The sequence below is a fragment of the Butyrivibrio sp. INlla16 genome (assembly GCF_900104155.1).
Classification (GTDB): Bacteria; Bacillota; Clostridia; order Lachnospirales; family Lachnospiraceae; genus Butyrivibrio.
The window spans coordinates 1-20,006 of record NZ_FMYB01000037.1 but is presented as its reverse complement, the minus strand read 5'-3'; the positions used below and the strand labels follow the sequence as shown (position 1 = coordinate 20,006).

The window sequence follows — 20,006 nt, the reverse complement described above, 5'->3', positions numbered from 1 at the left end:
AATAATAGTTACTTATTAAGTTGAGTGCGCTCCCACATCGATCATCCTTGACGATGTTTTATTTGTTTTACACTCTATATATCGTTCCGATTTTTGATTACTTAACCCCTTTTTAAAATTTTTTTTGAATTTTTATTTCATTTTGTTTGAAAATAAGTACAAAAAAGCGAAGAAACGCTGTATTTAAGCGCATCTTCGCTTTATCTAATTCTATTATATTTTTATGTTTTTTCTCAATGATTTACAGAATTCCCTCTCCTTCTGAAACATGTTGTCCCTATATAATATCAAAAACTTTTTGCAACTCCTTTTTAAGACTATCTGCCTCATTCGGAAGATTATGATAATATTTTGCAGCCATATCCAACGTCACGCATGCTTCCTCATTATCATTAAGCTGCATGAGTATATCGGGTTTTTCATATATATCATCCAACCAAAATGCTTCTATCATTGCATTTACAGTCATATCAATTATTTCAAATCTTAATTTTTGAAGCTTGCTTTTCTTCTTAGCATACTTAGGATCACATATATCATGATACTTACTTACTCTTAAAAGTTGTATACATAAATCTTCAACTTCTCTGGCACGCTGAGCTAACTCATCCAAATCATCGCACCATTTTCGTATTTTATTCAATAACTCTTCATAAGTATAATCATTCTGAATGTTATCCAATTGACTCATAATTCCATCGACATCATACTCCTTGACACATATTTCTTCAGAGACTTCTCTTAACGACATAATCCTGCTACCATGAATCAAAGCCCCGCCTTCTGTTGCATCAATCACCTGGCTGTTTGGACAAGCTGCAATGCGTCTTTCTATAAAGTCTCTATTTGCCATCCACACCTCACTTGATCTAACCGGCTGACCATTTATACCTTCAAGCATAATCACGTTTGTATCCATATCTTTATCCTCAATATCGTCCACATGATGCTTATCACCTTCAAAAGCCAAATCCTGTCCTATAAGAATTACAGTCTTTACTCCCAATGCTTCACAAATATTCAGGCATCCCCCTGCTACATTACCACCTTGATCAAAATGTTGAACTCCTACCTTATCTCCGAATAGTTCCTGTTCATATCTTTGGGCATGATAATATATACATCTATTTCCAAACATTTCCTGCGCTCTATAATTAGCCTGATACGAGCATATAAGATATGCTTTTCTGGCAACTGGTACATCCATAAACATAGGATCTTTAAAACTATCCAAAGTAACTATGGCATCTGGCACTATTCCGTGTTTATCCAGTGCACCTACCGCACGATCTGTGGACAATATAAAGCATTTTCCTTTCATCTCTTTCAAAATATGGACATTTTTATTTAAAGAAGGTCCTGCTGCCACTATAACCACCGGGATATCATCAGGGATTTTCTCTTTCAATTCAGGCAAAAAATGTGCTTTTTGAGCATTCTTCCATCCATGCATTCTACACCTTAATGCCTCTTTACTCCCTCCTTTTAGAAATGCACGTTTAAAGCCAACCAAGGCCTCCAATTCATGACATAGCTTATTAAATATCTCATTTTCAGAATAAAATGGTGTGATTACACCAATAATTTCCGGCGCAAAAGCAGCAACTTCAGGAAGAATACTTTCCACCATTAGTTTTTTTTGCTTTTCTGTTATAAATAAAGTAACTCTGTTATCCTTAATTATGTCAGTTATATCACAACATCCGCACAAAAAAGAAAACAAACTCTCATTTGGTTCAAACACGTAAAAAGTCGTGTCCCACCTCATTTTCTTCATGAGCGATCGTAGAAAACTACCATTAGATATACCAAGCATCACAACAATGGCTTTTCTGTATATTCTTCCTTGCTTTTGAGCCCAACGCTCTGCTTCGTATGATGGGCTGTATGAACTATTCAATCTGATGTCATCACCGGATTGCTCTCCTCGTACGAATATGATTGTTTCGCCATTTTTTGCCTTTTCGAAATAATATAGCTGTTCCTCGATACCACTAACTTCGAGTTTTTCACCATACCTCTTCTCAAAAGACTCCATATTTTGTTTTCTAAGAAATTCGTCAATCTTCATTCGTACTTTAAGTCCTATCCATTCTGTACTTCTAACCCTATTCTCTTTATAACCTGTCTAGCTTCATAAATATTCAGGCAAAATATCCAGCAGTTTTTTCATCAATGCTTCAAATGTCATTCTCTGTAATGCCCCTTCCTTGCACTTAGTAGCAACCGCCTTTCTTTCATCTTCATGTTCAAGGAAGTAATGAAGTTTATCAATCAGTTCTTCTTTTGACCTGAAGTACTCCACAGTTCCCTCCGGCATGATTTTATGAATATCACACCAATCATGTTCAGGAGGTATATAGTTCGACAGATAAAATGCCCCACTCAGCATACTCTCCCAGGCTCTTGCTGCGGCAGTTGTCACAATATTATTCCCCATAACGATTTTGGATGACTGGTAAATTTTAGATAATACCTCCCCGTTTTCAGCCGGTCCCATAGCATACTTTTCATATTTGGGATTGGTCTTCCATCCGTTACCCCACAGTTTAATATTATCGAACCCGGCTTCTAATATCCAATCAACCAGCACTTGTCTGAAAACTCTTTGATTGAACCATGTATATGTTTCATTTGCCATTAGATTAACGGCAGATTCATTTAAAACATATCCCTGTTCATCAAATCCATCCCTGATAAATATCCTAAACTCTTCTTCACTGTACAAAAACTCACCCATGTAAGCCATTTTTTCATATTTATCAAAAATTAATCTGAATATATTTTGAGTTTTTTCATCCATATTAAATCTGCCAACAGTTTCTTCAATCCACACATTGACATCACTTGCATGACATACAAAACAAATGTCAGCGGAATACTTTTGCTTTTCTTCTTCACTTATTTCATAGGGTTTATAGATATTGGGATTAGCAGGTACCGGAGCATCTATCAGTCTTTCTCCGTATATGTCTGCGAGCACTTTATATGTAAATAAATGATTCAATAAAATATCACGTTTTATCAGCTTGGAATTTGAACTTGGATCCATAATATGAGGCATCGGATCCTGAATCCAAGTAACATAAAATATATTGTTGGGAAACTCTCTGCCATTCTCAAACCTGAAATGATCAAGTATAAAGATAACATCCGGCCTAAATTCGTCCATCACTTTAGCGATTTTAAACATTGTCAATCGCTTGGCGTCATCAGACTCCTTAAGCAAGCGGCATTCACATCCACAATTAATTGCTGCATCCATCGTATTTTTACAATGATACTGTAATACTGTAGTAAATCTTGATGTCCAAAAAAGAATACGTGGTTTCTTTTCTCTTATTCGAATCTCAGATTCTTTTTTTGCCGCCTCGTCACTATAATAGTCCTGTATTCTTTGTTTAGCTCCATCATACTCTTTATAATAATCAAAAATTATTTCATCCACATACCTATACAGACTACTTTCATAATTACATGTACATATATGTTCAGCTGGAAACTCTGTTTCTAAATCACTGTAACATTTGCGAACCCCTTCTTCTCCCACAAGAAAAAAACACCTATTATCGCATAATTCTTCATACGAAGTGCCTATCTGCATAAACACTTCCCATTCCCATTCCTGAAACGCAAAATAAACTGCATTTTTAGCCCCAACTGTCTCCCCCACCAATTGAGTCTTTTCTATTATCAGATCCATTTGGTCCCGAAATACTATATTTTCTATAAATGTACACTTTCTTGACAACCGACTAAAATCAATCTCATTTTTCACAAATCCTTTGAAAAGCTTCTCTTTTCTATTAACAGCAATTATCAGTTTTTCCCCGCAATAAAAGACCTGCCAATCCGGCAAATCTTTTGATTCTCCATAAAAAAACTTGTAATCCTTAAATAATTTCTTATTTCTACTATAAGCCTGCTGAGAATAGGGAATAAATCTATCAAAATAATTATCATCCAAAAGAGTATAAGCATTTTTGTCATGATAAACTTCAAATAATTCAATAAGTAATTTTATTATTTCTTCATCATCACTTTCAGCTTCATATACATATACTTTTTCCCATAATAAATCTGCTCTTTTATCAGGAAACGCCTTTTCCATAGCTCCAATCATCTGCATTGCTTCCGATAAAAAACCCTTTTCTATAAATGTATGAACAGATACTATCGATTGGTCAAATAAGTTATTATTCTGATCTTCGGTCATACTATGCTCCTACTCTTTATTCAAGCTCGTTCATCTCGTCCGCTTCCTATCCACCTCGCCAATAAAAAGCATTTAAAATCAAATATTATCCACATATGTTTCTATCATAGATAACGCTTTTTTGAATTCTATTTCTATTACACTTTCAATCTTTGAAGTATCTAAAGAAAGATTTAAAGGCCTATCTTCGGGAAATGAAAAACTATTCAATGGCTCACATGTAATCTCCGTTGTTTCATCAACATTCAACGCCTTAGCCATTTCTTTGGCGAGATTGTATCTGCTATAGCTTTCAGGCGCTGCAACATTATAAAGTCCGATAAGGCCTCTATCTATTCCACTTAATATACATTCTGCAGTATCTCCTACATAAGTAGGATTAAAAACAAGCCCCTCTATACAACGGATTTTCCCTTTCTTGGCACCATTATATAAATCCGCAAAAAGATGCTTTCCTTCACAAGAAAGATCATATTGCTTAGATATTCTGTATATAAGTCCGTCACTTATATTTTCTAATATATATTTCTCTATTGCCTCTTTTTGTTCTCCATAGACACATACAGGGTTTGTTGGCGACTCTTCAGTATAATGGCCTTCTTTTCCATCAAAAACGCAATCACTTGACAAAAAGACTATCTTTATCCCAGCCTGATGAAGCTTTTCTATAAGTAATTTGGTTCCAACCACATTAACTTTTTCTGATAACGCTCTGTTTTTGTAACACTCATTCAGATTTGTTATAGCACCTGTTATAACTGCCACATTCTCTTGCTTCTTTTCTGGCTCAAAATACTTCAAAAGACGTTCGGGGTCATCATCACCTATGCAATATTTTTCAATCCCATCCTGTTGCCCCGTCGTAGAAGTACCAAGAACATTTAGATTTTGTTCCTTACATAAATCATATAACCGCTTACCAATTAAACCTGTTGCACCGACTATAAAAATCATTTTTCTTAGTTCCTTCTGTCAATTGTTACTTCAAAATGATGAGCATATTACTTTTTCATAAATGCAAGATATTGCAATCCTCTTCCAAATGCCTTGAAAAAGTCAGGATATTTTGACATATCAACCCTTTCACCGGATAAAACCTCATCCAATGCATTTATTATTTCATCATACACAAGGCAAAAGTCATTTCCTAAAACATTCATTTCAGGTCTATGTTCCTTCAGATTTTCGACTATTTCACGTAAAATAGTCTCGTCATATTCCTGTTCATAGGTGTTTTCAAGACTCTTTATCTTTGAAAAGAATTCCACAAGTCTGGCACTTTCCGAAGCATCAAGCTTATTCTCATTAAGACCTGCCATTATAAAGCTCATCCGTTTTGTATTAAACTGCTCTTTGTAATCAGACAGTTCGTCGTACCAGATATCTTTATACCAGGAATAATTTGTGAAAATGTTGGGACTTCCGCCCAATAAATCGCAACCATCAAAGGTATCTAATGCGTCTCCCACGCTATATTCGCATCCATTAGAAAATGCAGGATTGAAAATATTATCTTCTATCCAATCCTTTGCAGGTCTTGATACACCTCTTAAAGCTGCAAGCTGTTTTTCAAATATAGGAATTAAAAATCTTACTTTATCATCAAGAGCCTTGATATCCTTTGTTAAATACAGACCTATCAATCTTTTCATAAGTTCAATAAAAATGCAGATATCATCAGAACATGTAATGGCTATAACGCCACCATCATTAGTAAGAGTAATTAGTTTCTTGCAGATATCTCTCGCGTTCGGAACATATCCAAGAAAGCCTTCAGCTACCACAATATCGTATTTCTTATCACTCCTGTAATTCTCTATCTGCTCATTGATTATTGAATATTTATATTCACTAATCCCTCTCTGAGAAAAAAGTTCTCTTATTCTTTCAACACCTGTCAAATTCGGCTCAACCAGATCAATATGCTCTACCCCCCAGTGAATAGGGGCAAGCGCATTATGCCCACCTCCCGGACCAACTTCCAGCATCTGTGCCCCTTTAAAGGCCACAGTCGGCAATCCGCACTGTCGATACAGTTTTTGTCTACGCTTATAGTGAACTTCAATATCCGTGATATCCTGATTTACAGGAGATATTTTATTTTTTCCATAGAAATCCAGGTAATCATTCTTCATACAAATAATCCTTATATCATTCAAAGAAAATGAAACTGTAATCCCCTGTGTAGCCCCATTCCTTATATAACCATTCCCACTCATCAACAGCATAATAGCTTGCGCAGGTAAGCTGCCAATATAGCATATTCATCTCTTCACGGTCATTTCTGAATGATTCGACCATGATATAGCTATCCCCCTTACTCACCCGTTCTATTTCCATGATGGCTTTTTTTAAATCATATACCTTCAGATTATGCAGCGTAGTAAGTGATATCACCAGGTCAAACTCGTTATCGTCATAAGGAATATTCTGTGCTTCTCCGTATTTTATCCGATCCCTGATTTCTTCCTTGGCATGTTCCAATGCATAATCGGATATGTCTATCCCATACACTTCCACACCCGGCACTACTTGTGTAAACTCATATAATAGATGTGCCATTCCGCAACCCACATCAAGTATTTTCTGGCCCGGTTTTATATCGTAATGCTCAGCCATACGCTCAGCGACTATGCGCCATCTTCCATCATAGCGATAACCGCCATACCCATACTTTCTGTCACCATCCCAATAATCATAGCCATATTTTTTTGCCACAACAGCGCACTCGGCTTTATCATCGCTTATGACACGTCCTACATAATCTCTCTTAGTAGCCTTATGAAGATCGGATACAAAATCTATATATGCCATTAATACCTTCCTCTTTCACATCAGATCCCTTATTGCCTGTGCTATTTGTTCTTTTCCAACACCGTTGTTTTGTTTAACTTCCGCATAAGTCCCATAACCGCTGGAAAAGCCTTTCAAACCTATTCTCTTAAATTCCACAGCCTTACCATATTCAGCTATTACTTCGGAAACAGCACTGCCTATACCACCGATAACATTATGATCTTCAACTGTTAATATTTTTCCAGTCTCATCTATCGCAGCTTCAATAATTTCTCTGTCAAAAGGTTTGATAGTATGTATGTTGATGACACGTATACTAATCCCATCACTTTTTAGCTTATCTACCACGTCCAACACGTCCTTGAGAATGCTTCCGGTTCCTACAATGGTCAAATCGTCACCATCTCTTAGAGCAATTCCTTTACCGATAACATACTCATAATCATTGTCATAAATTTCAGGTTCTTTATTAGTTCCGAGCCTTAAATAGATAGGTCCGTTGAATTCGTATGCTGCTCTGGTTGCCTTCATAACTTCCATAGGGCTTGCTGGAGACAATATTGTCAGATTGGGCAAACTTCTAAGGCCGCCCAAATCCTCCGTGGTATGATGGGTAGGGCCAAGCGCACTGTAAACCTCTCCTGCTCCGGTTCCAACTATTTTTACATTCTGATTCTGAAGGCACACATCATTACGAATGAATTCATAGGCGCGATATGCCAAAAAAGAACCTATCGTATATGCAAAAGGAATCTTACCTCTGCTTGCCATACCTGCTGCCATGCCAAGCATGTTTGCCTCTGATATTCCGATATTCAGGTATTGTTCTGAAAGATCCTTCCTGTACTTATCGTATACTATTGCTCCGTTATCAGATATCAGTGCATAAACTCTCTTATCATTCATTGCCAGATCATAAAGTGTATTAAGATATGCAGTTCTCATTTTGCAGGTGTCCTCCATTAATTATGAGATAAGCTTGCATCGTTATACTAATGAATCAATTCTTCATCACTGATTTCAAGTTCCCTCATAAGGATTGGCAGTTCTTCCTCATTAGGCATTCTGCAATGCCAGATTGGCTTATTCTCCATAAATGATACGCCTTTTCCCTTAATTGTATTAGCTATCACCAAGACAGGCTTTCCGTCTTCTCTATGTAGCAGAGCCTCTCTTATTTCAGAATGGTTATGCCCATCTATCTCTATTACATGCCAGCCAAATGCACGCCATTTATCTCCAAAAGGCTTCATATTAACAATATTTTCCAATTTATCCATCGCCTGAAGCTTATTGTGATCCACTATCACGGTGAGATTATCAAGTCCCAATGTAGGTGCTGATAAAGCACCTTCCCATATGGATCCTTCCTGACATTCACCATCACCAAGTATTGCATATACATGGTTCTCTTTATTATCCACCATGTTTGCATACGCAATTCCAATGCTAAAGGACAATCCGTGCCCCAGCGCACCTGTCGAAGCTTCAACGCCTGGAATATCCCCCAGTTTAGGATGCTCTCCAAAGCTTGAGCCTGGTCTTCCAACATTCCATAATTCCTTTTCTTCAAAAAAACCTGCCATCTGAAGAGCGGAATATAATGCATAGCTTGCATGTCCCTTACTAAGGATAAAGAAGTCCCGATCTTCCCACTTAGGATTTTGGGCATCATACTTAAGCACATCGCCAAAATAGATAACCGCTATCAGATCCGCCATAGACAACGCTCCCGCCAGGTGTCCACCACCTGATGCATGTGCTATTCTATAAATATTTTTGCGTATTCTTTTTGCATACTCTACAGTATTGTTCATAACCTGTCCCTTTTAAATGAAATTGATATGCTTTTTATCAAGACTAAAGAAAGTGTTAAGCAGTTCATTCCTGTCATCGTATACACAATGATGATTACATTCTTTGCAGGCATCAAATTCTTTATATCGCTTTACTACTTCCGGATCGAACCACAAATCCTTAAATGACCTGTCCACCAAATCTCCCACAACGCCTGAAGCAACATAAGCCTTATCATGACAAAAATAAACTTTGCTGTCTGCTGCAATAACGCAGAATATTCGATTAATGTAGCATTTATCATATTTTCTGCTAAAAACAAGTGCTGAATCAAAATCACCTTCGTACTTATTTATAACCCTGAAACCATCCCCATTTAATTCCTCCGCCTTATGAAGCTGCTCGATTACAGATTCTTTAAAGGGAGCATGGTATTCAAATAAGTCCTTTGTAACCCTTGCAGCAAACTTTATGTGATTTACGCCAAGCTGCTTCGTAAGCTTAGCCATCTCAAGCACCTGATCAGCATTTTCATGATTGATTACAAAATTGACACCTAGCTCACAGTCATTCCCCTTAATCTTTGCAAAATGCTTTAGATTTTCACAGGTCTCTTCAAAAGCTGATTCTGGAATACTTCTTGTCCTTGCGTATGTGGCAGCATTTGCAGAATCAAAAGATACTCTAACCCATTTGGCTTTAGTAAGTACCTCTGCCTTTTCATCCTTTAACAATTGACCGTTAGTGATAATGGACAGATCGATTTTTTTATCAAGCATTCCTTCCATTGCCTGCACAATATGCGGATATACCAAAGGTTCGCCACCCCCGCTGAAGGTAACCGCCTTGACCCCCATATCACCCATATCGTTAATTATTTCCTGCATTTTATCCCATGGTATCTGATCCTGCTTGTTGACAGAATCGCGCAGTCCAAGGGCACTGTCTGCATAACTGCAGTAATAGCATCGATGATTACAATAATTTGTCGGCTTGATCCTTATATATATGGGTGCAATTCTTTCCCCATTTCCTATCTTATTAAGTGCCTCAGCATGTGCGAAAATTTTGAGATTACTATATGGTGTGGCCTTGTCCATATTCCCTCCAATCATGGTCCTATCGACTCATTAGATAAAATTTATATGTTCTCCTGGATAACGTAATTCCTCAAGATATTTATTCATCTCATCTAGTCTGCAATTCTTACGACAATTCTTTTTTATAAAATCACCACAGAATATGTTTCTAATATTCTTAGCTCGTTCAGATTCCCATATTTTATCGAAGTCCTCATTATTGATATTTCCATATATGTACTCATCCTGCCCCATAAAAACTATGCAGGGAAATACTTCTCCAGCGGAATCCATATAAGCCATAAAATGAAGTCCGCAGCAATCATGATACGGTTTTTCCATTCCAAGGTTCTCTATTGACTGAGACCGGAAGTATATCTTGAAATCATCTGTCTGAAGAGTTCTGAGTTCCTTACCTATATCTTCTGCTTCAGAATAATCGACCTGAAGCTTTGCCTTGCTTGAGGGGTGCTGTGAAAATGGCTTAACAGTGAAATAATCAAAACCAATCTCTTTCATCATCTTCCCGAGCGTAACCACTTCATCTTTGTTTTCCGGAAGAAGAAGGAGCTGTGCTCCAAGAGTAGTCTTCAATTTTTGGTTTCTCTTAACCTTTACTGTGTCCTCCATGTTCTTTAAGACCTTTTGAAGATCACCTTTTTTGCACTGATGAATATATTCATATGTTTTATCTGTTGCTCCGGCTATACTGTATCTGACCCAAGTCAATGACTTAAGACAATCTGCTGCTTTTTCACCTGTAAAGAGAGCTCCGTTAGTTGACATTGCAGCATCTATTCCATTGTCCTTTGTGGCATTGATAATCTCAGGTGCCTTAGGATGAGCCATAGGTTCACCCTCTCCTGCATAGATAATGCTCTTTAGCCCTTTTCTCCCAAGAATCTCAAGATTCCGTATCAGTACATCCTTATCAAGCATCCTGGGCTGATACTCCATATAATCTACTGCACAAAAAATGCAGCGATGATTGCAAGCTCCGCTAATCCCAATTTCCATTTCTATGGGATAGATGAGCTCGCCTCGCTGCCATGCCGCCACCCTGTCAGGGTGGTATATTAATTTGTGTGAATCCATTCTGATTTTATCTGACATTTTCTTTCCCCCTCGAAAAAATAAATGCCTAATTTTCTTTCCAAATAGGATTTCTAAGTTCCCATTTGCCATCCTTCTTCATCCAGATGTGATCAGATCTCCAGGAATCAATTATTCTCCAAAATTCAATTTCCGAAATATCACAATAGTCCAAAAAAGTTTTAAAGTACTTCTCAGGGAATTCGCCATCATATCTCTTGATAAGCTCTATCCCGTCTTCTCTTGTCATATAACCATCGCGTATTTCATGAGCCGCATCTGCAGTAGCACGTCCAATTCCAAACTTGATAAATGCAAGCCAATAATGGAATCCGTCAATTTCATCATCAAGCGATGCAAAATTCGTATATGTACCAATAGTTCTTTCCTCTGAAGGCAAAAATCCAGTATTCTTTTTACAATATTCGTAATTCCCCCTTGGATTCCACTTTTTGTAATAGGACATAAAGTGTATTTCCGTACCATTTGCCTTTATCTTTTCATAATCTGGCGCCATATACGGATATAGATCCTGTTTGGTAATTCCATATTCAAGAAACTTTTCCGGAGGAATATTAGAAAAATAATGCTTGTTGTGATCGGTTATCTCTCTTGTAGGAGAGTCAGCATTCTTCATATCTCCGCCATATTCAACTTCACCATTCTCGCCATACATAATAAGCGGTATATTATATTCCACACTTATCTTCAAAGGAAAATTCGTCTGACCATAAATAAACGGCTGAAACGGATCACCCATTATTTCAAAGGACAATTTTGTCAGTTGTCTTTTGACTTTCTGATTTGGAGAAAAAAGTATATTATCAAAGCCTGCTTCAATGAAATTAGAAAGATTGCGCTTACCCACAGGGGAGTCAACAAGGGACGCCCATGTCACTGTCAAGGGATGCATTCCATACACTGTCTTTAACTGATGTGCAACAAAACTGCCATCCTTTCCACCTGAGCATGGAACTATCACATCATATGAGCCATCATCTTTTCTAAACCTGTCGCAAAGCTCCTTAAGTTCCTTATCTCTTGCCTCCCAGTCTATTGTATTTTGCTTCTTTTCCGCAAAACGACATGCACTGCATATACCTTCCGAATCAAATGTAATCCTTGGTCTTTGATTCGAAATGGTGCATCTCTTGCAGTACTTAACCTCTTTTGGCAGATTGTACATTTCAATCAAATTGTGCTTCTTCATTTTCATTACCCCCTTCAAGAAAAATATGTCCTGTTCAACTATTATAAAAAACCACCTGCAATAAAAGCCGCCACCATTTTTATATCGAAACTCATGCCTTATCTTAGCTAATTCATACCTTCATCAATAGCTTCTTTTATTTTTTCTTTTAACGAATCACATTCCTTTGGTAAGTTGTGATAAAAAGCAACTGCATTCGTAAATACCGGCAAGGCCTCTTCATTATTTCTGACCATAAATGTATAATCCGGAATATCGTACAAATCCTTAATCCAGAAATCTTCCATCAAATAATAGGCTGTCTTGTCATAAATTGCAGCTCTGTACTCATCAAGCTTATTCAACTTTTTCATATATTTAGGATCAGCAATATCCTGATATTTACACACTTTTAGAAGTTGATCACAAATCTTCTCTGCTTCTTTTGCATTTTCTGCTATTGAATTAAGATCCTTAATATATTGTCTTTCTCTCTCGACAGTTTCTTTATACTCCTCATCCGTCTGTCCCTTAGGTAACTTCACGAAGATATCTGCTATGTTATACTCTTTATTACAAACTGTATCTATCGTTTCAGATAAAGTCATGATTTCCGTCCCATAAATCTTAGCTCCACCTTCTGTAGCATCTATGACTCTGATAGATGAGTCCATCTTTATTTGTCTTTCAAAAAATTCCTTAAATGCGATCCACATATCATTTGATGTGACCATGCTTCCATCAATACCTTCAATCTCTTTAATAGGGAGAAGATCATCATCAACTTCTTCAACATTATCGGCATGATGTTTGCCATTCAGATGAGCCAGATCCTGTCCAATCAATATAATTGTCTTGATTCCGAGCATTTTGCATAGCACAAAGGATCCGCCTGCCACATTTCCTCCCTGATCCAACCCACTGTCATCCAATACCTTGTCTCCAAGTATGTATCTCTCGTATCGAAGTGCATGATAAAATATACACTTTCCTGAAAAGCGCTTCTGTGTCTCAATGTTTACCTGATGAGAACAGATAAGAGGAACATTCTTTGAAACCTCCACATCCAGGTAATCCGGATTTTTAATCGGATCAAGACTGGTTATAAAATCAGGAACAATTCCAAACTCATTCAAAACGCTTATAGCTCTGTCGGTACATATAATAATTGCCTTGTTTTTAACACGCTCAAGCGCTCTTACATTCTTCCTTAATGAAGGGCCTGCAGAAACAATAATAGCAGGAACTCCTTCCGGTATCAGTTTAATCAGGTCAGAAATAAAGTATGAATTTCTCATATGGTTCCAAGAGTACAATCTACACTCGAAAGATATTCTTCCATAACTGTTCTGGTAATTCTTATTTGCCTCAAAAACCCTTCCAACTTCATCGCAAATATTATCAAACTCTGCATTTACCCCATAAAAGGGAGTATATACTCCATAGAATTCAGGTCTGTTACTAACAGCATCATTTATCATCAAATCAGATAAATGATTGCGTTGGTTTTCATTTATGAAAAACCTTATTCTCATATTCATAAGGAAAATTGTCAAATCAACAAATCCGCAGACAAATGCAAACAAATCTTCCAATGGTTCAAACACATAAAACATGGTATCTGGCCTCAATACCTTAGTTAATGCCTTCAAATATGCTCCTGTGGAAAATCCCAATATTGCAAAAGATGTCTTTCTGTTTATCACCTTCTGTTTTTCAGCCCATTTTTTAGCCTCATAATCAGGGTCATAGCTGCTGATCATTCGCAAATCCCCATATGGTGCTGCACCCCTTATATACAAAACAGGCTCTCCGGACAATGATAACCGCATGTAATACTTCTCATTTTCCATCGGATCAATACTTGGTCTGAACCCATATCTGGCTTCAAATAAAATAAAGTTTCTTTCTCTGAGATTATCATTCAGAACTAAATCTTTTTCTCCAGCCATTAGTGACCTCATCACTTCAAAACGAAACAACTATCAATTCATTTTATAATCAGCTTTACCCTCATTAATCCTTCTGACTAATTCTTCTTTTAGGCTCATACAATCATCAGGAAGCCTTGTATAGTACGTAATTGCATCTTCAAATACCGGTATAGCTTCTTCATTGTTTCTAAGTACCATAGTCGCATCCGGTATCGAATATATATCCTCTATCCAGTAATCCTCCAGTAAAGAGTTCACCGGCGATGCAATAATCCTTTTTCTTAACTCATCCATTTTCTGCAGTTTATTTTCATTATGTGGGTCAGTAATATCTTTAAATTTACATATATTCAAAAGTTGTCTGCATACATCTGAAAGTTCTTCCGAAGCTGCCGCGACAAAATCCAGCTCTTCCAACCACTCACTTAACTTCTTCAAAGTTTCTTTATATTCTTCCCTTGTTTGAACACTCGGAAGATTATTGAATATTCCTTTTACATCGTATGCCTTTTTGCAAACATTATCCGCAACCTCAGAAAGCGTCATGACTTCTGAACCATGTATCATGGCACCTCCCTCTGTAGCATTTATAACTCTTAGTTCCGGATACAACCGAATCTGCCTCTCATAGAAGTCTCTAAATTTCACCCACATAATATTTGACATTATAGGGCGTCCGTCCATACCTTCTATCTCCACATCTTGTATACTCTCTATATCCTTATCTTCTCCAACTGCGTGGGATTCTCCGTTTAGATATGCAAGGTCCTGGCCAATAAGAATTATTGTCTTAATCCCCATTACTCTACAAAGAGAAAAAGAACTCCCTGCTATATTTCCACCATGATCAAAGCCATTTCCATTGTCAACTTTATCACCGAAAAGCATTCTTTCATGCTTTAAGGCATAATAATATATACTTCGTCCAAGGTATTCCCTCTGTGTTACATCATTTAACTGATAAGAACACAAAAGCGATACATTTTCCGTCACCTTCCCCCTGAGGAATTCCGGATCCTTCTCAGTATCAAGTGAAGTGATAATATCTGGTTCAATACCATGTTCATCAAGTAATTTCACCGATCTGTCACAACAGATAATTAGTGCGTGCCCCTTTATTTTTTTGAGAATTTCTACATTTTTGCGAAGGGATGGCCCTGATGCAACTATTACCACGGGTATATCCTTTGGTATCCTCTTCTCCAGGTCAATTATCGACGCTGCTTGTTGCATGTGATTCCAGGCATACATTCTACAGCTAAGAGTTCTTCTTCCATGCACTCTCTGAAAGCTTCTCATTGAACTGGCATTTTTTTCAAGCGCACTGCAGATACTTTTAAATCTTTCATTTGAAGCATAAAAAGGAGTCTCTATAGCCGAAATCTCAGGCCGATATGTTGAGATTTCCCAGAGCATATCATAATCAATTCTCTTTCTTTGTGACTCTGTAATATAAAGCCTTATCCTGTTATTTCTTATTTCTTCAGAGAGATCAATATGAGCACATACAAAAGAGAATAAACCTTCCTCCGGTTCAAATACATAAAATGTAGTATCCGGTCGTAACTTCCTCATTAGTGCCCAAAGATATACGCCTGTTGAAAACCCCAATAACAGTATTGAAGTTCTTCTGTTTATAACATTCAGCCTATCTGCCCATCTGATAGCTTCATAAGACGGAGAGTAGCTGCTATTCATTCGTAAATCACCAAAAGGAGAAGCACCTATTATTTCAAGAACAAATTCTCCGTTTTGGGCTAATGTCATTCTATATTTTTTACTTTCGTTTGGATCTATTTGTGGGCGCAAACCATAACGCTCCTCAAAAGCGTTGAAATTATTTGCTCTCAGAGTCTCATCCACCCTGCATTCCCTTATTATTCCGCCCTCAATAACCATATAGCTATCGCCTCTATATTTATAGAAAACATAAACCGAACACACCCTATGCTACTAATACGCTTCTGCGCACGATCGACATTTACATTGCTGCTCTGTACAGAAAATTACCCAAAAATCCCGGCTATTCATATCCTGTAATTCAGAGTTTTTTCCATATTGGGCGCTTCAAAACCCAGCAGTCATATTCATTCTTTTCAAAAAGATCTTTATTATAAAGACTGTCCACTATCTTCCAGAATTCTGCCTCCGAATAGTTACAAAACTCACAGAAATCCTGTACACATTTAGGATCAAGAGCATGATCAAATTTTCTAACCTTCTCTATTCCTTCCTCTCGCGTGATCAAACCATACCTAATCATACGGGAAGAATAGTCTGTCGCTGCACCATGTCCAAACTTTGGGTATTTTAACCAGGAATGAACCAAGTAAGCACGACTATCTATCTGATCAAAATTCTCCACATGATGCGTCCTGTCCCATTCATGCGTCAGATCATGGAAGCCATGTTTTTTTGCAAATTCATAATTTTTAAAGCTGTTCCACTGGACAAAATAGGATATATAAATTGGATCAAGCTTATTCAATTCTTCATCTTTTGGAGTTCTTGTAAAATATAGGTCCTTTGAAGAAACCCCCGTATTTTCAATCAGTTCTGCTTCATCTACTTCAGAAGCCACTCCATTACTAAGCTGATTTCTAGCTGAATATGTTTCGTTTGCATCCTTCCCGCCATATTCGTAACTAACATTTTCTCCATATACTATAAGTGGGGTATTAAACTTATTTGCCATATAGAGTGGATAAGTATAAATAAGGCGATCAATATACCACGTTGGTTTCCCATAATGTTCAAACATATAGCGCATGATCTTCTTCTGAGCCTGAATATTTGGTTTCATGCTTACTATGTTACAGGCAAACTCTTCTGATAAGTTTTTAAGGTTATGTACCCCTGCATTAGTCATCGGAAAATTATCTTCCACAGAAAAAAGAATAGGGTTCATATTTAATAAATATTTCATCAGATAGACTTGATAATATGAATCCTTCCCCCCAGATACAGCTATTGCACAATCTGGAGCATCTCCATTCATTCCGCGATACTTGTCACAAATAGACTCTAATTCTTTCCATCTGTTTTCCCAATTTACATTCTTACGGTTTTCATATGCTTGACATGCAGAACAAATCCCATCCTCATTAAACGAAATACCCGGACGTGTATTAGGCATAACACATTTTTTACAGTATCGCATTTCACTTGCCTCCTGAATCTATCACAGGACTCTAAGTTCCTTTTTTATCATAAATTATATGTATTTCGTAGCTCTTCTTGTAACGATTTGCAATAATCAGGCAGTTTGCGGTAATACTTTATGCACTCCTCCAATCCCACAATAGCTTCATCATTTGTTCTTAGCATTAACTGCCTGTCTGGAATTGAACAAATATCTTCTATCCAATATTTCTCGAGCAAGACATTAGGGTGATTATTTGAAAGCTCATAGCGCAAAAACTCCAACCTCTTTAGCTTTTTTAAATTTTTTGTATCGTTTATATTATGATACTTGCAAACCTTAAATAATGATTCACATATCTCCGTAAGCTCCATTGCATCTCTTTTAATAATATCCAGTTCATCAATCCACTTACTAATTACTCCAGCACTATTTTCATACTCTTCCTCTGAAATTGCCCGTGGTAAATCCTTGAATAAGCTTTCTATATTGAATTCATTCACACATACCTCATCTGATACTTGCCTTAAAGTCATCAACTCGGTACCATTTATAAGCGCTCCTCCCTCTGTCGCATCAATAACACGAATTTCTTCATGTAAAGCAATTTGTCTTTCAAAAAAATCTTTAAATGCACACCAGATGTCGGTAGTCTCAATCATTGAACCATCAATGCCTTCCACCAACACCTTATTCCCTACAGGCGCTCCATCATTTTTTCCATCCGAATGATGTTGCCCATTCAAAAAAGCCAAATCCTGTCCGATAAGAATTATCGTTCTAATATTCATTTTTAAACACACAGCAAAACTGGCACCGGAAACATTCCCTCCCATTTCCATTTCTTCTACATTATTAAATATTTCTTTCCCAAACAACTCTTCCTCCGGGCTTATATGATCAAAAAAGACGCTCCTCCCCATGAAATATTTCTGGATATCTGCGTTTACCTGCAAAGAACATATAAGTGGTACTTCCATCGTTATATCTGACACAACATACTCTGCACCTTTAGCAGGATCCACAGACGTAATAACATCAGGAACTATTCCATGTTCCGCAAGTGTACTTACTGCCCTATCAACACAGATAATAAGAGCATGCCCTTTTATTTTTTTTAAAACATCCACGTTCTTTTTGAGAGATGGACCTGCTGAAACTATTACCGCAGGCAAATCATCCGGTATTCTACAAGATAAATCCTTTAACCATGAATTATCCGTTAAGTTCGTCCATGCAAATATTCTGTTTTTTAAAGCACCTTTAGCCCATTTAAGCTGAAATCCTATTGCCGTTTCGTTTATAACCTTTGCCTTTTCACAAATCTCATAAAAAAAAGAATCTTGATCATATCCTGGTGTAATTACAGAATAAATATCAGGTCTTCTCTCTTCAATATTTTTAATCAATTCTGCTGTGTATGCAGGAGCCTGTTTGACAGAAACCATAAGAAAAACATGTTCTCTGTCACAAATCAAATCGCAGAAATCAATAAATCCGCACAAGAATGAAAAAAGTCCCTCTGCTGGCTCATATACAATAAACCGTGTATCTTCCTTATACAATTCAACAAGTCTATTCAAATATACCCCTGTGGATAAACCCATAATAAGAATTGTCTTATTTTTCTTACTAAAAAAGTCTTTTTCCGCCCACCTTTGTGCTTCATATTTTGGACTGTATAAGCTATTCATCCTGATCAAGGATTCTTTAGTCTTAACATATAATACAAACTCTCCATCTTTAGCAACTCTTATACTGAATTTTTCACCTTCTAGAGAATCTATTACAGGTCTTATTCCATAAGTACTTTCGTATGCATCAAAGTTCTTTTCTCTAAGCTTTTCATCTACTAATATTTCATCATATCCAAAAGCTGTCATCAGTAACCTCTTTTTCATTCCTACAACAGTCAAATATCTCATTTGATGCATATCTAGACGTCTCAATAGTATTCATTTCAAGTCCATAAGTAGCTAAATTCAAAAGCATGTATACAGAAAGTCACAGCATCATCACTGTAATTATACAATTTATTGTTTCATCCAATCTTCTATTTCAGGATTTATATCATGATGCAAAATATCCGCAGCAAGTATCAAATCTCCTTTTTCATTTGCCTCAGCAAGTCTTGTAAAATCAGTCTGCCACCTCTGCATTTGTACTGCATGCTCTGCATCAGCCTTACCGCTTTGAACAAGTAGCTCTGTAAATGTAACTAAAAGCTTTAATACCGGCGCTATCATTTCCGGTCCACCGGGTTTTCTCTGATATATAGTATCGGCAGCTTTCTCATTATTATTTATAACCTGTCTACCCATATCCTGTAACTGACTCATAAATCCCCCTACACATTTAAATTATCTAACAATTTGCATAATATATTGACAATTATACCATGTAATACCGCTAATTGAAAAGGGCTCTCCCTTGCGGGTAGGGTTGTTTCATGAAGAAGTTTTTGTGCAGGAGAATGCCATAATCAGGTGGAGTAGTTGCTTTTTGAGATGTTATTATCCTATATTCAGCATAAAAAAGCGCATAGTTATCCCTATGCGTCATCAAAAGGAGTAAAGGTATTGTTATTCTCAAAAATCAATACATACTGGGAATTGGTTCAAAAATAAACTTTGCCACACATGTAAGATCCGAGTCCACTTCATCCATTATATCTATCATCTGTATCCGGTTCACAGGATCTTCTAATTGCATCAGCCTTGCTACGTTATATGATATTTTTCGCAAAACGGATAAAGCATCT

Annotated in this window: 15 protein-coding genes; all 15 read right to left on the bottom strand. The window is 37.0% G+C overall.

What is annotated here, in order from left to right:
• Nucleotides 1-277: 277 nt before the first annotated feature.
• On the bottom strand, nt 278-2,071 hold the full coding sequence (locus BLR42_RS15460) for a motility associated factor glycosyltransferase family protein (RefSeq protein ID WP_091870997.1): 1,794 nt from the start codon (nt 2,069-2,071) through the stop codon (nt 278-280).
• Between the two features lie 63 nt (nt 2,072-2,134).
• On the bottom strand, nt 2,135-4,216 hold the full coding sequence (locus BLR42_RS15455) for a glycosyltransferase family protein (protein ID WP_091870994.1): 2,082 nt from the start codon (nt 4,214-4,216) through the stop codon (nt 2,135-2,137).
• A gap of 78 nt (nt 4,217-4,294) precedes the next feature.
• Nucleotides 4,295-5,170: an SDR family oxidoreductase gene (locus BLR42_RS15450; protein ID WP_091870992.1), complete on the bottom strand. Its 876-nt coding sequence runs from the start codon at nt 5,168-5,170 to the stop codon at nt 4,295-4,297.
• Between the two features lie 47 nt (nt 5,171-5,217).
• Entirely contained in the window at nt 5,218-6,351 is a 1,134-nt protein-coding gene (locus tag BLR42_RS15445) for a class I SAM-dependent methyltransferase (RefSeq protein WP_170832820.1), read from the bottom strand.
• 16 nt (nt 6,352-6,367) lie between these two features.
• Nucleotides 6,368-7,030, bottom strand: coding sequence for a class I SAM-dependent methyltransferase (locus BLR42_RS15440; RefSeq protein WP_091870986.1), 663 nt, complete (start codon nt 7,028-7,030; stop codon nt 6,368-6,370).
• Nucleotides 7,031-7,045: 15 nt separating this feature from the next.
• Entirely contained in the window at nt 7,046-7,957 is a 912-nt protein-coding gene (locus BLR42_RS15435; protein WP_091870983.1) for a transketolase family protein, read from the bottom strand.
• Between the two features lie 47 nt (nt 7,958-8,004).
• Nucleotides 8,005-8,829, bottom strand: a complete 825-nt coding sequence (locus BLR42_RS15430; RefSeq protein WP_091870980.1) for a transketolase — start codon at nt 8,827-8,829, stop codon at nt 8,005-8,007.
• A gap of 12 nt (nt 8,830-8,841) precedes the next feature.
• Nucleotides 8,842-9,909: a radical SAM/SPASM domain-containing protein gene (locus tag BLR42_RS15425; protein WP_091870977.1), complete on the bottom strand. Its 1,068-nt coding sequence runs from the start codon at nt 9,907-9,909 to the stop codon at nt 8,842-8,844.
• A 30-nt stretch (nt 9,910-9,939) separates the two neighbouring features.
• The gene (locus BLR42_RS15420; protein ID WP_091870976.1) at nt 9,940-11,001 is read right to left on the bottom strand and encodes a radical SAM/SPASM domain-containing protein; all 1,062 of its coding nucleotides are present in this window, start codon (nt 10,999-11,001) and stop codon (nt 9,940-9,942) included.
• Between the two features lie 28 nt (nt 11,002-11,029).
• Nucleotides 11,030-12,190 (bottom strand): N-acetyl sugar amidotransferase, encoded by a 1,161-nt coding sequence (locus tag BLR42_RS15415; protein ID WP_091870973.1) that lies wholly within the window; start codon nt 12,188-12,190, stop codon nt 11,030-11,032.
• 107 nt (nt 12,191-12,297) lie between these two features.
• Nucleotides 12,298-14,121, bottom strand: a complete 1,824-nt coding sequence (locus BLR42_RS15410) for a motility associated factor glycosyltransferase family protein (protein WP_170832819.1) — start codon at nt 14,119-14,121, stop codon at nt 12,298-12,300.
• A 33-nt stretch (nt 14,122-14,154) separates the two neighbouring features.
• Entirely contained in the window at nt 14,155-16,002 is a 1,848-nt protein-coding gene (locus tag BLR42_RS15405; RefSeq protein ID WP_091870968.1) for a motility associated factor glycosyltransferase family protein, read from the bottom strand.
• 142 nt (nt 16,003-16,144) lie between these two features.
• On the bottom strand, nt 16,145-17,263 hold the full coding sequence (locus BLR42_RS15400) for an N-acetyl sugar amidotransferase (RefSeq protein ID WP_091870965.1): 1,119 nt from the start codon (nt 17,261-17,263) through the stop codon (nt 16,145-16,147).
• Nucleotides 17,264-17,310: 47 nt separating this feature from the next.
• Entirely contained in the window at nt 17,311-19,128 is a 1,818-nt protein-coding gene (locus BLR42_RS15395) for a motility associated factor glycosyltransferase family protein (RefSeq protein ID WP_170832818.1), read from the bottom strand.
• A gap of 150 nt (nt 19,129-19,278) precedes the next feature.
• Complete coding sequence (locus BLR42_RS15390) at nt 19,279-19,584, bottom strand: hypothetical protein (protein WP_091870960.1); 306 nt, start codon at nt 19,582-19,584, stop codon at nt 19,279-19,281.
• Nucleotides 19,585-20,006 lie beyond the last annotated feature (422 nt).

What these genes read in the sequence shown, in the direction of transcription:
- BLR42_RS15460 (WP_091870997.1), bottom strand. Translation starts at nt 2,071, where the DNA reads ATGAAGATTGACGAATTTCTTAGAAAACAAAATATGGAGTCTTTTGAG.
- BLR42_RS15455 (WP_091870994.1), bottom strand. Translation starts at nt 4,216, where the DNA reads ATGACCGAAGATCAGAATAATAACTTATTTGACCAATCGATAGTATCT.
- BLR42_RS15450 (WP_091870992.1), bottom strand. Translation starts at nt 5,170, where the DNA reads ATGATTTTTATAGTCGGTGCAACAGGTTTAATTGGTAAGCGGTTATAT.
- BLR42_RS15445 (WP_170832820.1), bottom strand. Translation starts at nt 6,351, where the DNA reads ATGAAGAATGATTACCTGGATTTCTATGGAAAAAATAAAATATCTCCT.
- BLR42_RS15440 (WP_091870986.1), bottom strand. Translation starts at nt 7,030, where the DNA reads ATGGCATATATAGATTTTGTATCCGATCTTCATAAGGCTACTAAGAGA.
- BLR42_RS15435 (WP_091870983.1), bottom strand. Translation starts at nt 7,957, where the DNA reads ATGAGAACTGCATATCTTAATACACTTTATGATCTGGCAATGAATGAT.
- BLR42_RS15430 (WP_091870980.1), bottom strand. Translation starts at nt 8,829, where the DNA reads ATGAACAATACTGTAGAGTATGCAAAAAGAATACGCAAAAATATTTAT.
- BLR42_RS15425 (WP_091870977.1), bottom strand. Translation starts at nt 9,909, where the DNA reads ATGGACAAGGCCACACCATATAGTAATCTCAAAATTTTCGCACATGCT.
- BLR42_RS15420 (WP_091870976.1), bottom strand. Translation starts at nt 11,001, where the DNA reads ATGTCAGATAAAATCAGAATGGATTCACACAAATTAATATACCACCCT.
- BLR42_RS15415 (WP_091870973.1), bottom strand. Translation starts at nt 12,190, where the DNA reads ATGAAGAAGCACAATTTGATTGAAATGTACAATCTGCCAAAAGAGGTT.
- BLR42_RS15410 (WP_170832819.1), bottom strand. Translation starts at nt 14,121, where the DNA reads ATGGCTGGAGAAAAAGATTTAGTTCTGAATGATAATCTCAGAGAAAGA.
- BLR42_RS15405 (WP_091870968.1), bottom strand. Translation starts at nt 16,002, where the DNA reads ATGGTTATTGAGGGCGGAATAATAAGGGAATGCAGGGTGGATGAGACT.
- BLR42_RS15400 (WP_091870965.1), bottom strand. Translation starts at nt 17,263, where the DNA reads ATGCGATACTGTAAAAAATGTGTTATGCCTAATACACGTCCGGGTATT.
- BLR42_RS15395 (WP_170832818.1), bottom strand. Translation starts at nt 19,128, where the DNA reads ATGACAGCTTTTGGATATGATGAAATATTAGTAGATGAAAAGCTTAGA.
- BLR42_RS15390 (WP_091870960.1), bottom strand. Translation starts at nt 19,584, where the DNA reads ATGAGTCAGTTACAGGATATGGGTAGACAGGTTATAAATAATAATGAG.